This is a genomic window from Devosia sp. (assembly GCF_030689745.1).
GTDB classification, from domain to species: Bacteria; Pseudomonadota; Alphaproteobacteria; order Rhizobiales; family Devosiaceae; genus Devosia; species Devosia alba.
The window spans coordinates 11,740-26,772 of sequence record NZ_JAUYGL010000141.1 but is presented as its reverse complement, the minus strand read 5'-3'; the positions used below and the strand labels follow the sequence as shown (position 1 = coordinate 26,772).

The following is a 15,033-nucleotide window of genomic DNA, read 5'->3' as shown; positions in this document are numbered from 1 at the left end:
TCCAGAATGGTCGATGAAGCGGGTCATAGACCCAGCATGGATTTGACGACAGGGATCAGTCCCTCGCCGATGGCGCGCGTATTGGCCGCGTCGAGATGGACCCCGTCGATGGGCGAGGCCGTGGCGACCGAAGCCGCATTGAAGTAGCCGACGCCGAGGTCGCTTGCCGTCTGGGAATAGTAGTGATCGAACAGGGCATCATCGGCGCTGCGCGGTGAGACGCTGGCCGGCACTGCATTGCGCGGCGATGGCACGGTCAGCGGCGGCGCCACCAGCAGCACTTGCGGCGCGTCACCATAGCCATATGGGAAGGTACGGACGATTTCGGCGAGCCGCTTCATGCCATTGGCGGCCGCGAAGGCCGAGCCGGTGACGAAGGTCTTGATGTCATTGCTGCCAAGCATGATGACGACGAGATCAAGCGGCTGATGCGTATCGAGCAACGTCGGCAGCACCCGTGCTCCATTGCGGTCCGACGCCACGGTCCAGTCGTCGGAAGCGGTGGTCCGGCCGTTGAGCCCCTCGGCGATCACCCGTGCCTCGCCAAGCCCGGCCTCCAGTACGGATGGCCAACGGTCGGCATAATCATGCCGGCCGCCCTTGGGAGAAAAGCCCCAGGTCAGGCTGTCGCCAAAGGCGAGGATGGTCTTCATGCGCCCTCCCCTTTGGTGGCGAGATAACGGATAAACCAACCACCCACCGGGTCATTCCCGCGTAGACGGAAAGCCTCGTTGTCCTGCCACTGCATCGCCAAAGGGACGTTCCCGCCCGCGCGGGAATGACTCTGTGGGTGAACGGGCGAAATCATCGCAACCATCCTAGGCCAGCATCATCACGGGGTTTTCAATCAACCCCTTGAACACGCCGAGCACTTCTGCGCCCAGAGCACCGTCAACTGCGCGGTGATCGCAGCTCAGCGTCACCGTCATGAAACTGCCGATCTTGATCTCGCCCTTGTCGGGATAGACCCGCTCCTCGCCCACGCCGACCGCCAATATGGTGCCATGCGGCGGGTTGATCACTGCCGCAAAGCTGGTGATGCCGAACATGCCAAGGTTGGAGACCGAGGAGGCGCCGCCCTGATATTCATGCGGTGCCAGCTTCTTGGACTTGGCGCGCGTCGCCAGGTCCTTCACCGTCTCGGAAATCTCGCGCAGGCTCAGCGTGTCGCAGCTCTTGACCACCGGGGTGAACAACCCGCCGGGCACCGCCACGGCAACCGCCACGTCGCTGCGCTTGTGATAGAGAATGCTGTCGCCTGCCCAGGTGGCATTGGCCAGCGGCACGCGCTGCAGGGCAACAGCCCAGGCCTTCATCACGAAGTCATTGACCGAGAGCTTGTAGGCGGGCTTGCCCTCCTTGCTCTTGGGCGCCTGGGCATTGATCTGTTCGCGCGCCGCCAGCAGGGCGTCGATGCGGCAATCCAGATTCAGGTAGAAATGCGGCACGGTCTGCTTGGATTCGGTCAGGCGCGCGGCCACCACCTTGCGCATGCCATCATTGGGCACCGCCTCGTAGCTGCCTTCTTCGTACATCGCCAGGACCTGCGCCTTCTTCATGCCCGTCGCGGCCACGCCTGCAGCAGCGGGTGCTCCGACGGCAGAAGGCGACGCGGCCTTGAGTGGGGTCGCGCCGGACTTGGCCGCTTCCACATCCGACTTCACCACGCGGCCCTTGGGACCGGTGCCTGAGATGGCGGCAACATCAATGCCTGCTTCCTTGGCGAGGCGCCGCGCCAATGGGGACGCAAACACCTTGTCGCCGGCCGATTTTGTCTGGGCCGACGCTGCCTTCGCACTTGGTGACGGCGCTGGCGCTGCCTCGGTCTTGGTGGCCTCGGCCTTGGCTGGCTCGGGAGTCTCGGCAGTCTTGGCGGGTGGCGCTGCCTTGGCTGCATCGTCTTTCGGCGCTTCGGCCTTTGGCGCTTCCGCCTTGGGCGCCGCAGTCATATCATCGGCGCTCTCACCTTCCTGCAGCAACACCGCAATCACGGCATTGACCTTCACATTATCGGTGCCTTCAGCGACCAGGATCTTGCCGATCTTGCCCTCATCGACCGCCTCGACTTCCATTGTGGCCTTGTCGGTTTCAATCTCGGCGATCACGTCACCGGAGGAGACGGTGTCGCCCTCCTTGACGTGCCACTTGGCAAGCTTGCCCTCTTCCATCGTCGGAGAGAGCGCCGGCATGGTGATATCGATTGGCATCCCGGATCTCCTTACGAACGGTAGGTGACGGCATTGACCGCCGCGATGACGTCATCGACATGCGGTAGTGCCAGCTTTTCAAGGTTGGCGGCATAGGGCATCGGCACATCCTTGCCGGTCACGCGCATGACTGGCGCATCGAGATAGTCGAAGGCCGCCTCCATGACGCGGGCTGACAATTCAGCGCCAATGCCGCCCTGTGGCCAGCCTTCTTCCACGGTGACCATGCGACCGGTCTTTTTCACCGACTCGATGACCGTATCACTGTCGAGCGGCCGCAGCGTGCGCAGATCGATCAATTCGACATCGACCCCAGCCGCGACCAGCTTCTCGGTCGCCTGGCTGGCGTAGCGCATACCCATCGAGAACGAGACAATGGTGACATCGGCGCCCTTGCGGGCGATGCGGGCCTTGCCGATGGGCAGCAGGAAATCGTCCATCTTGGGAACGAGGCCGGTCGAGCCATACAGGATTTCGTTTTCGAGGAAGATCACCGGGTTGGGCGAGCGAATGGCGGCTTTCAGCAGGCCCTTGGCGTCGGCCGCGCTATAGGGCGCAATCACCGTCAGGCCCGGAACATGGCTGTACCAGGCCGAGTAATCCTGACTGTGCTGCGCACCAACGCGCGAGGCGACCCCATTGGGACCGCGGAACACCATGGGCGCCGTCACCTGGCCGCCCGACATATAGAGCTGTTTGGCCGCCGAGTTGATGATCTGGTCGATCGCCTGCATGGCAAAATTCCAGGTCATGAATTCCACGATCGGCTTCAGCCCGGCAAAGGCCGCGCCAACCGCCAGACCGGCAAAGCCATGCTCGGTGATCGGGGTATCAACGATGCGCTCGGGACCAAATTCCTGCAGCAGGTTCTGGGTGATCTTGTAGGCGCCCTGATATTCGGCGACCTCCTCACCGATCACGAATACATCCTTGTCGCGGCGCAATTCTTCGGCCATCGCCTCGTTCAGCGCCTGGCGCACAGTCATTTCGACCATTTCCACGCCCTCGGGCAGATCAGGGTCGTCCTGCGCCACAAACTTAGGTGCGTCGGCCGCTTGCGGTGCCTTGGCCTCAGCCGGCACGGTGGCCGCAGCGGTCTCGGCCGCTGGTTCGCTTGTTGCGGCCTGCTCGGCGACCTTGGGCGCCGCCTCGCCGGCTTGCTCGCCCTCGCCCAGCACCAGAGCGATCGGGGTGTTGACCTTCACGCCCTCCGTGCCTTCTTCGATCATCAATTCCTTGACGACACCGCTATCGACAGCTTCGACTTCCATCGTGGCCTTGTCGGTTTCGATCTCGGCCAGCACATCGCCGGGCGACACGGTGTCACCGACCTTGACCAGCCACTTCGACAACGTCCCCTCTTCCATCGTGGGCGACAGCGCGGGCATCAGGATTTGAGGCATATCAGCTCTCCGAAAGAGGGACGCCGGGCATGGCCACACGGCGAAGGTCAGTATTAAAGGCAAATTCGGCGGGAAGAACCCGCGGATCGTTGATCAACCGGGGCGCGGCGGTGGCCTGTGCCCCCGAACCCTGGTTGACCGCCCATCCGCTGAGCAACACACCCAGCACGATGAAAATCAGAAAGGCGATGGTCGCCCGCTTGTAGATCGCGATCTGGGCCACTGCGGCCGGACCGGCCTTGGCTTCCAGCGTGGCGAACTTCCACCAGCCCAGCACCATGAACGATCCCAGATCTTCGCTCGCCGGCGCCTGTCGCACGATCCTGATGGCCTGCAGGGCCGCCACAACCAGCGACAGAAGGGCAAAAACGGCGATCACTCCAAGCAGCACGCTCATCGATGAGCCCCTCAGGCGCTGATGGTGATGTCAGTCCACAGTTCTGCGGGATCTGGCTCGGCATCATTGGTGGCAAATTCAGCGGCCTGGGTCACAATCGCCCGAATTTCACTCTCGATAACCTTGAGCGATTCTTCAGTCTCGGCCCCCGACTCCAGCAGGCGCGCCTTCACCTGCTCAATGGGATCGCGCTCCTGGCGATATTTGGTGACTTCGTCCTTGCTGCGATACTTGGCCGGATCGGACATGGAGTGACCACGATAGCGATATGTTAGCATTTCAAGAATGTATGGCCCCTTGCCGGAGCGCGCATATTCAATGGCGCGCTGGGCGGCATCATACACCATGCGCACATCCATGCCGTCGACCTGCTCGCCCGGAATATCGAACGACGCGCCCCGCTTGGAGAAATCCGTCGTCGCCGAGGAACGCTCGGTCGAGGTGCCCATGGCGTATTTGTTGTTTTCGATGATGAACACGACCGGCAGCTTCCACAACTTGGCCATGTTGAAACTCTCATAGACCTGGCCCTGATTGGCTGCGCCGTCGCCGAAATAGGCCAGCGCGACCGTGCCGTCGCCGCGATACTTGGCGGCAAAAGCCAACCCGTTGCCCAGCGACACCTGCGCGCCCACAATGCCGTTGCCGCCATAGAAACGGTGCTCATTGGAGAACATGTGCATTGAGCCGCCCTTGCCGCCCGACAGCCCGCCCTGGCGGCCGGTCAGTTCGGCCATCACGCCCTTGGGGTCGAGCCCCATGACCAGCATGTGACCATGGTCACGATAGCCGGTGATCTGCGCGTCCTTGCCCTTCTCGGAGGCCATGGTCACGCCAGTGACGACAGCTTCCTGGCCAATATAGAGGTGACAGAACCCCCCGATCAGGCCCATGCCGTACATCTGGCCGGCCTTTTCCTCGAACCGCCGGATCAGCAGCATCTCGCGATAGGCTTCGAGCTCCTGCTCTGGCGTGAGTTGAGGAACATTGGTTTGCGTCTTGGCTTTGGAAGCCACAGCCTTACGCGCCATTGAGAACGCTCCGCATCGGAATGAATTTGTCGCTTCGGCCAGTTTGGCCACAGATGCGCACCATAACGCAAGCAAACCACACAACGCAACGCTCAATCAGCGCAAACCACGCCTATTAAAGTGTTGTATCTGCTTCGATAATTGCGCTTAACTCATCCGTGGTTAAGTTTTGGAATTTACCGGATATAGGTTCACCAGTGTTCCGGTCGACCATGATGATGATGTCGTCCGCATTGGCCATATTGAGCAGCGCCCGGGCCCGCTCAGTAACGATATCGGGGTCGAGCCGACGCGGGTCCATCAGTGTGGCCCGATGCCGATAGTCATCGATCTCTGCCTGCAACGCTGACGATTGGGCCCTGAGTTGATCGATATCGAGCAGGATTTCAGTCCGGTTCTCGATGCCGAACTGACCGCCAATAGCCGAGAATCCCAGATAGCCCTGAAAACCAAGCAGGGCAACAGTGAGCGCCAGGGGGCGCCAGATGGCAGGGCGTTTGAGGCGGGTTGTGGGCATAGGGCGAACCAGAGCTGAACGCCGTCACTATGCCTCACAAGGACTTAACGCCGCGTTGCAATCCCCAGCCTGGATGCAGGGCGCCAGCCATCTGTCGGCCCGCCAGGCGGGCACGAATTCGATTGTCCGCTCCCGCTGAGCCAGCAGGGCCGACGCCCACCGGACCGTGCTGGCGCGGCCCCGGTTGGCCGCACAAGCTCGGGCAAGGCCCCATGTCTGCGGCCCCTATAGCGGCTGGTAGTCGATCTCCATGAAGCGTTCGACTTCCGGCTGCCAGCGATCGCGCACGAAGGCCACATGGTCAGGATGCTCATTGTAGCTGGCATAGGCAGCTGCGTCGGCAAAGCGCATGGCAAAACCAAAGGCGAAATCGGTTTTTGGGCTGACCTGCCGAAGCTGTTCAAAATCCTCGACGCCCGGAATACCGGCCAGCACTTTGGCATCGCGCAGAAACGCCCCCTCCTCTGCCGATCTGGCCGGGTGCTTGAGCGTGAATACCACCGTATGCCGGATCACGTGTCGGCCCCCGTCGCTTCGGTGGCGGCAATAGCCGCCATATTGACAATGCCGCGGCTGGTGGTCGACGGCGCCAGAATGTGGGCCGGCGATTTTGGCCCCATCAGGATCGGCCCAACCGAGAGAGCATTGGTCATCTCCTTGAGCAGGGTCATCGACAGATTGGCGGCATCCAGATTGGGGAACAGCAGCAGATTGGCTTCCCCGTGCAGCACGGAGTCAGGCACATAGCGCTCGCGCAACTCCTGGCTCAGCGCCAGATCGCCCTGCATTTCGCCTTCAACGATCATCTCGGGCGCGATCACTTTGAGCTTGTCGTACACTTCGCGCATCTTGTAGGCGCTCTCGCCATCGCGCGAGCCGAAGTTGGAGTAGCTCAGCAGCGCCACCTTGGCCTCAATGTTGAAACGCTTGAGGTGATTGCGCGCCTGCAGCGCGATGCCCACGATTTCGTCGGGCGACGGATCGATATTGACATAGGTGTCGGCCAGGAAGAATGCGCCACGCGGCATCAGCAGCAGTGACAGCGCCGAAACATCGGCAACGCCCTCCTGCAACCCGATGACCGAACGGATATCGCGCACATGGCGGATGAAGCGCCCCTGCAAGCCGCAGATCAGGGCATCGGCCTCACCCCGCCGCACCGCAAGCGCCCCGATTACCGTCGGGTTGGTCCGCACCACCTGCCGCGCCGTATCGGGCGTGACGCCATCACGCCCCACCAGTGAATGGAACAAATTGACATAGTCACGATAGCGCGGATCGTCCTCGGGGTTGATCACCTCGAAATCCCGGCCCGGCTTCAGGCTCAGGCCGAAGCGCTCGATTCGCGCCTCGATCACCGAGGGGCGTCCAATCAGGATCGCCCGGGCAATGCGTTCTTCGATCAGCACCTGGGTGGCGCGCAGCACCCGTTCGTCCTCGCCGTCGGCAAAGGCGATCCGCTTGTTCTGTCCCTGCGAACGGTCGATGATGGGCTTCATCACCAGTCCCGAGCGGAACACGAAGCGGTTCAGGCCATCCAGATAGGCCGGCCAGTCCGTGATGGGGCTCTTGGCGACCCCGGACTCCATGGCGGCCCGCGCCACGGCAGGTGCGATACGCAGGATCAGCCGCTGGTCAAACGGATTGGGAATGATGTGGTCTGGACCAAACACCGCTGGTGCGCCCGACGGCGACACCTCCAACCCCGGTTCGTGTGCCAGCTTGGCAATCGCCCGCACCGCTGCCAGTTTCATCTCCTCGTTGATCGTCGTCGCCGCGACATCAAGTGCCCCGCGGAAAATGAACGGGAAACACAGGACATTATTGACCTGATTGGGAAAATCGGAGCGCCCCGTACACACCATGGCGTCTGGCCGCGTCGCCTTAGCCAGATCGGGCAGGATCTCGGGATAGGGGTTCGCCAGCGCCAGAATCAGGGGCTTGGGCGCCATCTTGGAAAGCATTTCCGGCGTCAGAGCGCCGGCCGCTGACAGGCCCAGAAAGACATCGGCGCCCTCGATCACTTCCGCCAGGCTGGTGGCCTCGCTGGTACGGCGAAACTGGCCGCGCCATTTGTCATTGATGTCATTGCGCTTGTGGGTAACCAGGCCGTCCTTGTCGGCCACCCAGATATTCTCGTGTTTGGCGCCCAGTGCCAGCAGCACATTCAGGCAGGCGATGGCCGCAGCCCCTGCCCCGGAGGCGCAAATCTTGACCTCGTCGATCTTCTTGCCCTTGAGCTCAAGGCCATTGAGCACTGCGGCGCCGACAATGATCGCCGTACCATGCTGGTCATCGTGAAATACCGGGATCGGCATCCGTTCGCGCAACGTCTCCTCGATCTCAAAGCAATCAGGGGCGCGGATGTCTTCCAGATTGATGCCGCCAAATGTCGGCCATAACGGTGCCACGGCTTCGATGAATTTTTTGGGATCGAGCTCGTCAATTTCCAGATCGAACACGTCAATGCCGGCGAACTTCTTGAACAGAACCGCCTTGCCTTCCATGACCGGCTTTGACGCCAGCGCCCCGATATTGCCCAGGCCGAGGACAGCGGTGCCATTGGAGATCACTCCCACCAGATTCTGGCGCGAGGTGTATCTCGCCACCGTATCGGGATCGGCCGCAATCTCCTCGCATGGCGCCGCAACGCCAGGGGAATAGGCCAGCGCCAGATCGCGCTGATTACCCAACGGCTTGGTCGCCTGAATCTCGAGTTTGCCGGGCTTGGGAAACTCATGGAAATGCAGCGCAGCGTCGCGCAGGGCCTTCCGCTGTTCATCGACGTCAGTAGACACAGACACCTCGAGCTCCTTTTCCGCATTCGCTCAGAACAAGCCAATGCAACCGATATGTGACCGCGTTGGTGCCACTAATTGTCCGCGATGAAAAGGGAATAAGTCCACAAGCGGCAGCATCTATTGGCAAAGCGCTACGCCGCGCTGGCGACAATGGCATCAGCCAATTGGATGCGCACCGGACCGGGCTTATTGGCGTGCAGCGCCAGGGCAAGCTCTTTGAAGGCGCTGTTCTTGAGGGCTGGCGCAAAGATGAACCCCTGGGCCTGCAGCACGCCACGCGCGCGCAGATACAAGGCCTGGGCCTCGGTCTCCACGCCCTCGGCGACGATTTCGCAATCCAGATCCTTGGCCATGGCGATCAATCCATCGAGCACCGGCACCTGCGTCGTTCCGGGCTTGATCATATCGACAAAGATCCGGTCGATCTTGATGATGTCGATACCCAACGTCCCCAGATAGGCCAGGTTCGAATGCCCGGTGCCCATGTCGTCCATGGCCAGGCGACAGCCCAGTGCGTGCAATCCCGCAATCACGCTATTGGCCACCATCGAATTGGCTAGCGGATGCCGCTCGGTGATTTCAAATACCAGTTGTCGGTAATTGACCGACGTGTCGCCGAAAATCGCCTGTACATCTTCGACAATGCTGTCGTCGCGAAAGTGCCCCTCAAACAGATTGATGGCGACCTTCATATCCGGCATCAGCATGCACAGATCGGCCAGATCGTACTTAACCTGCTGCATCAGCGACAGGGTCATCGGAATGGCCAAACCGGTGATCTCGGCATAGTCGATGAAGGCCCCCGGAAACACGATCTCACCGTTCTTCTTTTCCCACCGGCATAGTACTTCGCAGCCGACCAACTCGCCGGTGCGCAAATTAATTACCGGCTGGTAATACGGCTTGATCTCGCCACGGGCGATACCACGCTCGAGGTCGAACGCCGGCACCCGCGAAGTTCGCACATACTGGAGTGCCATGATCAGAAAGGCCGCACTCATCAGGCATGCCAAAACGGTAAAGCTGACGTCCAAATCGGCATAACCGGCGCGCGCCATGGCGAACGGCATGGCATATTCGACCTTGAGCGGCAGTTCACCAGCAAAGCCCTGGGCATAAACGAAGTCGGTCGATGTGCCGCGTCGGTCAAAACCCGACGCGTCGCCAATCGTCATTATCGCGCTGCCATCGGTCAGTGACACCCGCATCATGCCACCGGCATTGATGCCCTCGGCCAGCGTCTCCTTGGTCTGTCCCAGCAGGGGGAGGAAGGCCGAGACCCGGCGCAAATCACCAAAGCCCTGGGTGATCTTGAGCGCCGGCATATCCATATCACCCAGCTGCACCATGGTGATGGTTTCAGTGCGACCGGGAACCGGCAACGCCCTGGATAGCGGCGAATAGCTAACTGTGCGTCCAAACGCATCGCAATACTGCACGCCGTCAGCGTTCTCGACCAGAACCTGCTTGATATTGAGACTGGTTTCGATCGCCACCTGCACATTGGCGACGAAGGTTGGCGTACATAGCGAGGGACTTTCAGCCAGAATTCGCCGCAGCGCAGCGATAGCATCATCGGAAGCTATGGCGATCTGCGAAGTAATCGTTCTAACGTATTGCTGAGATGCGTCTTTTTCCCGCACCTGAACGTAAGCGTCCAATAGATAGTCCACAGCCAGAATGGGCACGAACGCCAATACGGCGCCCGCCAACATCAGGATATGGGAGTATCGGGTCTTCACTTGGCGAATCCGAAACGACGAAAATACCACCCATCGGTAGCAACCCAGCCTTTAACGGATCATTAACGCTGATTAATTTCCGGCAACCTTTGCAGGGGTCCTGTCCAAATGCAGAAAAGGCGGTCCCCGTCTCCGGGAACCGCCCTCAATGTTGGACGCGCCAACTCTATTTGGGCGTCAGGCTTACTTTTTCTCTTGCACGTTGAGCCGGATGCTCAGCTCCCGCAATTGCGACGGCGACGCCTGGCTCGGCGCCCCCATCAGCAGGTCTTCGGCCTGCTGATTCATCGGGAATGCCGTGATCTCGCGCAGATTCTGCACGCCGCACAGCAGCATCACCACCCGGTCCACCCCGAATGCTGCCCCGCCATGCGGTGGCGCGCCATACTGGAAGGCCCGATACAGGCCGCCGAACTGCTCTTCGACCTCGGCGCGACTCTTGCCGGTCAGCTCGAACGCCTTGACCATGGTGTCCGGCAATTGGTTACGGATCGAACCGGAGGCGATCTCGTAGCCATTGCAGACCGCATCATATTGATAGGCCTTGATGGTCAGCGGGTCCTGGTGGTTCAGCGCGTCGATCCCGCCCTGCGGCATCGAGAACGGGTTGTGCGCGAAGTCGACCCGCTTGTTTTCCTCATCCCACTCGTAGAACGGGAAATCAACGATCCAGCACAGCGCGAACTGCTCGGTGTCGATCACGCCCAGGTCGGTGCCGACCTTGGTGCGGGCATCGCCAGCGAACTTGTAGAACTTCTCTGGGCGCCCCGCGACGAAGAACACGGCATCACCGTCGTCCAGGCCCAACTGCGCCTTCAGCGCTGCCGTCCGCTCTTCGCCGATATTCTTGGCGATCGGCCCCGAGCCCTGCCCGTCCTTGAAGAAGATATAGCCCAGACCGGGCTGGCCCTCGCCTTGCGCCCAGCCATTCATGCGGTCACAGAACGCCCGGCCGATTGACTCGGCACCGGGCTTGTTCTTGGCCGGAATCGCCCAGACTTCCACCTTGGGATCCGCCTCGATCTGCCCGGCAAAGACTTTGAAGCCCGAACCGGCAAAATGCTCGGTCACGGCCAGCATCTCGATCGGGTTACGTAGATCGGGCTTGTCGGAGCCATATTTGCGGATTGCCGTATCATAGGGAATGCGCGGCCAGTCTTTGGTCACGCGCTTGCCCTCGGCAAACTCTTCGAAGATGCCGGTCATGATCGGTGTCATCGTGTCCCAGACGTCTTCCTGGGTAACAAAGCTCATTTCCATGTCGAGCTGGTAGAATTCGCCGGGCAGGCGATCAGCACGCGGGTCCTCATCGCGGAAACACGGCGCAATCTGGAAATAGCGGTCAAAGCCAGCGACCATCAGCAATTGCTTGTACTGCTGGGGTGCCTGCGGCAGGGCAAAGAACTTGCCGGGATGAATGCGGCTGGGCACCAGAAAGTCACGCGCACCTTCCGGCGAGGAGGCGGTCAGGATGGGTGTCGAATACTCACCAAAGCCGGCCTCACCCATGCGGTTGCGCATCGAGCTGATCACCTTGGTGCGCTTGACGATGTTGGCGTGCAGCTTTTCCCGGCGCAGGTCGACGAAGCGATAGGTCAGGCGCACATCCTCGGGATATTCCTGATCGCCGAACACCGGTAGCGGCAATTCCTTGGCCGCCGAGAGCACTTCGATCTCGCGGATGAACACTTCGATGGTGCCGGTGGGCAGATTGGGGTTCACCGCGGCGGCGTCGCGCAACTTGACCTCGCCGTCAATGCGGATGACCCATTCCGAACGTACCTGTTCGGCGGCGGCAAAGGCCGGCGAATCGGGGTCGACCACGGCCTGAGTCAGCCCGTAATGGTCGCGCAGGTCGATAAACAGCAGTCCGCCATGGTCGCGGATACGGTGGGCCCATCCGCTCAGTCGGACGGTTTTACCTGCGTCCGCAGCTGTCAGGGCCCCGCAAGTGTGCGAGCGGTAACGATGTGACGTCATGTGATAAAGCCTGCAAAAAGACCGGAATCTTGGGCGGAAAAGCGCATGAGAGCCCCCGATTGTCAAGTTGATCGGGAGTTGGGCGGCCTGATCGGCGCCGCTGCGCGCCAAGCCCTGCATGCCGCACGGCAAATCCGGTCACGCCGCGCGCGTGCTGCGCGGCAAATCCGGTATGGAGTGCACCTGCCGCACCTGCTACTAACAATATTGACTAATTTAAGACGGACGCTCGCATGGACCTCATAGTTTCCACAGATGTGCTCGCAGCCTTTTGCGAGCGCGCTGCCAAGTTTGATTTCGTGACGGTCGATACCGAGTTCCTGAGGGAAACCACCTACTGGCCCAAACTCTGCTTGGTTCAGGTCGCCACCGATGACGAGGCGGTGTTGATTGACCCGTTGGCTGCCGGTTTCGATCTGGACCCGTTCTACGCCCTGTTGGCCAACCAGGACATCACCAAAGTCTTCCATGCTGCCCGGCAGGATATTGAGATCTTTGTCAAAGCCACCGGCAGCGTTCCCGCCAATATTTTTGATACGCAAGTGGCCGCCAGTGTTTGTGGCTTTGGCGACAGCGTGTCCTACGACAATCTGGTGCGCTCCATTACCGGTGTAGAACTCGACAAGTCGAGCCGCTTTACCGATTGGTCAGTTCGCCCGCTGTCGGAGAAGCAGCGCCTCTACGCCGCCGCCGACGTCACCCATCTACGCGACATCTATCGCGAACTGCGCAAGCAGGTTGCCGCGACCAAGCGGGGCGGCTGGGTTGAGGACGAGATGAGCGTCCTGCGCAGCGTCGACACCTATGTGGTCCAGCCCGAGCAGGCCTGGGAACGGCTGAAGATGAAGATCAACCGCCCGCGTGACCTTGCCGCCCTCAAACGGCTGGCGGCCTGGCGCGAGCAGCGCGCGCAGGCTACCGACCAGCCGCGCAGCCGCGTGCTCAAGGATGACGTATTGTTCGAACTGGCCATGCAAAGGCCCCTGACTTCTGAAGCCTTTGAGCAGCTTCGCGCCGTGCCGCGCGGCTTTGGCCGCAGTTCTGTCGCCGCCGATATCGTCGCCCTGCTCAAGGACGTCGAGGCCATTCCCAAGGCGGACCTGCCGATCTTGCCCGAACGCTACCGCGGCCCATCGCCCAAGGGTGCCGTCGGCGATCTGGTCCGCGTGTTGCTCAAATCGGTGGCCGAACAGCACGGCGTTGCCGCGCGCATCATCGCCACGTCCGACGAAATCGACGCCCTGGTGCTTGATGATGAGGCTGATGTCCCCGCGCTCAGGGGCTGGCGCCGCAAGCTGTTTGGCGAGAAGGCCCTGGCCATAAAACATGGCCGCATCGGGCTGGTGGCCACGCGCAAGGGCATCGTCGAATTCGAGCTTAAGCCAGAAGACGCGACGGCAGCGGCCGAATAATCGGGCTACTGCACCCGCACCTGAGCGGTTTTGAAGCCGGCGACATTGGCAAATGTCGCGAACCGGTTTTGCAGGTGCTCGCCATCCAGGAATGCCAGGTCATCCGGTAAAATCAGCAACAGACGGGCATCATCGACGACGCAATGAATGCGCGGCAAAATCCCGGGCATTGCGGCGGTAATCGGATAGGCAACGCGGAGCAGGCTACCAATCAGGCGCGCGCGCTCGGTCAGTGCCGCATTGCCGAGCGCCACCAGCGATGACGCAGTCTTGCTCTTGAGCCCGTCATAGCGAATGGCAATGACCTGAGCCAGAAATGCCCGCCCGGGATGGTCCATGCCGCTCAGCGAGCCATAGGCCACTGCGTCGATGCTCTGGGAACCGCGATAATCGGGATGCGCCCGCCAACCAATATCAGCCAATAGGCACGCAACCGTCCGCAAGCGCGCCTCTTCGGTCGTTTCCTGCACGCCGGTCACAGCCAGCAATTGAGCGGAGAAGGCGATCAGATCGTTGGCATGGGCGGGCGAGCGCGACCGCAGCACCGAGAGCTCCTCGGCACCTTGTATCAGTGGGTCGATCGCCTGCTCCTGCGCATTCAGCTTGCCGTAGAGGTAGCCTTCACGCACGCCCAGGGCCGAGAACACCACATCCTTGAACTGGCCCGCCTTGAGCACTTCGGCCAGTACGGCGGCGCCAAGCGGCACCAGTTCGCGCCGTGACGAACTGACCCGATCGGCCCCGCCATAGGCCTTGCGTGAACTTGCCCCGATGATTTCATCGCAAAAGGCAATCATCTCATCAGCCCGCACCACGTAATGCTGCACCATGTGCAGCGGATATTTCCGCATGACCTGATGCAGCTTGGCCAGTGCGCGCCAGGTCCCGCCAATGGCAGCGAACGATTCTCCTGCGCTTGACTGGCCCAATTCAGCACCCTGCAGCCGCTCGCGGATAATGGCACTGACCTCGCTGGGCGAGCCATTGCTGTCATCCTGCAGTCGAATGACGCCGAGCTCGAACGATTTTCCGTCTGTGTCGCGGCCGTCGACAATGCGGGACGTCTCGAGGCTTCCCCCGCCCAGATCGCCCACTATGCCACTGAAGCCAGGCATGCCAGCAACTGCACCAAGCGCGGCGTAGTGCGCCTCCTGCGCACCGCTCAGCACCTGAACCTTGCAGTCCATCAACGCTTCAACAGCGCCAACGAACGCGTCGCGATTGGCTGCGTCACGCACCGCCGAGGTCGCCAGGATGAAAGTCTTGCCCACCCGCATCAACCGGCACACCAGCGCAAAGCGCTTGATCGCCTTGAGCGCTTTGGCCATGTTGGCCTCGGCGAGGCGGCCGGTCTTGCCCACGCCGCGCCCGAGGGCGCAGGCCGATTTCTCGTTGTAAAGCGGCGTCAGGGCGCGAGCATGCCGCTCATAGACTACCAGACGAACGGAGTTCGAACCGATATCGAGCACGGCTACGGGCTCGGCGCCCTTGATGCGGCCTTGTGCGGTCGGGTCGGCGTCGACACCCCAGAACTTGTTCACAC

At 61.3% G+C, this 15,033-nt stretch carries 12 protein-coding genes; 1 reads left to right on the top strand and 11 read right to left on the bottom strand.

What is annotated here, in order from left to right:
* Positions 1-23: 23 nt before the first annotated feature.
* From Q8O80_RS12400 to aspS, 10 genes are all read right to left on the bottom strand, one after another.
* Entirely contained in the window at positions 24-653 is a 630-nt protein-coding gene (locus Q8O80_RS12400) for an SGNH/GDSL hydrolase family protein (protein ID WP_305579760.1), read from the bottom strand.
* A 165-nt stretch (positions 654-818) separates the two neighbouring features.
* Positions 819-2,207 (bottom strand): pyruvate dehydrogenase complex dihydrolipoamide acetyltransferase, encoded by a 1,389-nt coding sequence (locus tag Q8O80_RS12395; protein WP_305579759.1) that lies wholly within the window; start codon positions 2,205-2,207, stop codon positions 819-821.
* An 11-nt stretch (positions 2,208-2,218) separates the two neighbouring features.
* On the bottom strand, positions 2,219-3,610 hold the full coding sequence (locus tag Q8O80_RS12390) for a pyruvate dehydrogenase complex E1 component subunit beta (protein WP_305579758.1): 1,392 nt from the start codon (positions 3,608-3,610) through the stop codon (positions 2,219-2,221).
* A gap of 1 nt (position 3,611) precedes the next feature.
* Positions 3,612-4,007: a hypothetical protein gene (locus Q8O80_RS12385; protein WP_305579757.1), complete on the bottom strand. Its 396-nt coding sequence runs from the start codon at positions 4,005-4,007 to the stop codon at positions 3,612-3,614.
* A gap of 11 nt (positions 4,008-4,018) precedes the next feature.
* Complete coding sequence (gene pdhA, locus Q8O80_RS12380) at positions 4,019-5,038, bottom strand: pyruvate dehydrogenase (acetyl-transferring) E1 component subunit alpha (RefSeq protein ID WP_305579756.1); 1,020 nt, start codon at positions 5,036-5,038, stop codon at positions 4,019-4,021.
* Between the two features lie 115 nt (positions 5,039-5,153).
* Complete coding sequence (locus Q8O80_RS12375) at positions 5,154-5,555, bottom strand: septum formation initiator family protein (RefSeq protein ID WP_305579755.1); 402 nt, start codon at positions 5,553-5,555, stop codon at positions 5,154-5,156.
* Positions 5,556-5,780: 225 nt separating this feature from the next.
* The gene (locus Q8O80_RS12370; RefSeq protein WP_305579754.1) at positions 5,781-6,071 is read right to left on the bottom strand and encodes a Dabb family protein; all 291 of its coding nucleotides are present in this window, start codon (positions 6,069-6,071) and stop codon (positions 5,781-5,783) included.
* Positions 6,068-8,359: an NADP-dependent malic enzyme gene (locus tag Q8O80_RS12365; RefSeq protein WP_371136186.1), complete on the bottom strand. Its 2,292-nt coding sequence runs from the start codon at positions 8,357-8,359 to the stop codon at positions 6,068-6,070. The genes Q8O80_RS12370 and Q8O80_RS12365 overlap by 4 nt, the downstream gene beginning before the upstream one ends.
* Positions 8,360-8,487: 128 nt before the next feature.
* Positions 8,488-10,098 carry an EAL domain-containing protein gene (locus Q8O80_RS12360; RefSeq protein WP_305579753.1) on the bottom strand — a complete coding sequence of 537 codons (1,611 nt, stop codon included), beginning with the start codon at positions 10,096-10,098 and terminating at the stop codon, positions 8,488-8,490.
* A 183-nt stretch (positions 10,099-10,281) separates the two neighbouring features.
* Positions 10,282-12,078 carry an aspartate--tRNA ligase gene (gene aspS / locus Q8O80_RS12355; protein WP_305579752.1) on the bottom strand — a complete coding sequence of 599 codons (1,797 nt, stop codon included), beginning with the start codon at positions 12,076-12,078 and terminating at the stop codon, positions 10,282-10,284.
* A 233-nt stretch (positions 12,079-12,311) separates the two neighbouring features.
* Here aspS and rnd point away from each other — a divergent pair, with 233 nt between their 5' ends.
* Entirely contained in the window at positions 12,312-13,490 is a 1,179-nt protein-coding gene (rnd, locus tag Q8O80_RS12350) for a ribonuclease D (RefSeq protein ID WP_305579751.1), read from the top strand.
* Positions 13,491-13,495: 5 nt separating this feature from the next.
* On the opposite strand, the gene Q8O80_RS12345 is transcribed toward rnd, so the two are convergent.
* Positions 13,496-15,031: a Ppx/GppA phosphatase family protein gene (locus tag Q8O80_RS12345; protein WP_305579750.1), complete on the bottom strand. Its 1,536-nt coding sequence runs from the start codon at positions 15,029-15,031 to the stop codon at positions 13,496-13,498.
* Positions 15,032-15,033: the final 2 nt, after the last annotated feature.

Excerpts from the sequence above, each read along its gene's own strand:
- Q8O80_RS12400 (WP_305579760.1), bottom strand. The coding sequence starts at position 653 with ATGAAGACCATCCTCGCCTTTGGCGACAGCCTGACCTGGGGCTTTTCT.
- Q8O80_RS12395 (WP_305579759.1), bottom strand. The coding sequence starts at position 2,207 with ATGCCAATCGATATCACCATGCCGGCGCTCTCTCCGACGATGGAAGAG.
- rnd (WP_305579751.1), top strand. The coding sequence starts at position 12,312 with ATGGACCTCATAGTTTCCACAGATGTGCTCGCAGCCTTTTGCGAGCGC.
- Q8O80_RS12385 (WP_305579757.1), bottom strand. The coding sequence starts at position 4,007 with ATGAGCGTGCTGCTTGGAGTGATCGCCGTTTTTGCCCTTCTGTCGCTG.
- Q8O80_RS12390 (WP_305579758.1), bottom strand. The coding sequence starts at position 3,610 with ATGCCTCAAATCCTGATGCCCGCGCTGTCGCCCACGATGGAAGAGGGG.
- pdhA (WP_305579756.1), bottom strand. The coding sequence starts at position 5,038 with ATGGCGCGTAAGGCTGTGGCTTCCAAAGCCAAGACGCAAACCAATGTT.
- aspS (WP_305579752.1), bottom strand. The coding sequence starts at position 12,078 with ATGACGTCACATCGTTACCGCTCGCACACTTGCGGGGCCCTGACAGCT.
- Q8O80_RS12375 (WP_305579755.1), bottom strand. The coding sequence starts at position 5,555 with ATGCCCACAACCCGCCTCAAACGCCCTGCCATCTGGCGCCCCCTGGCG.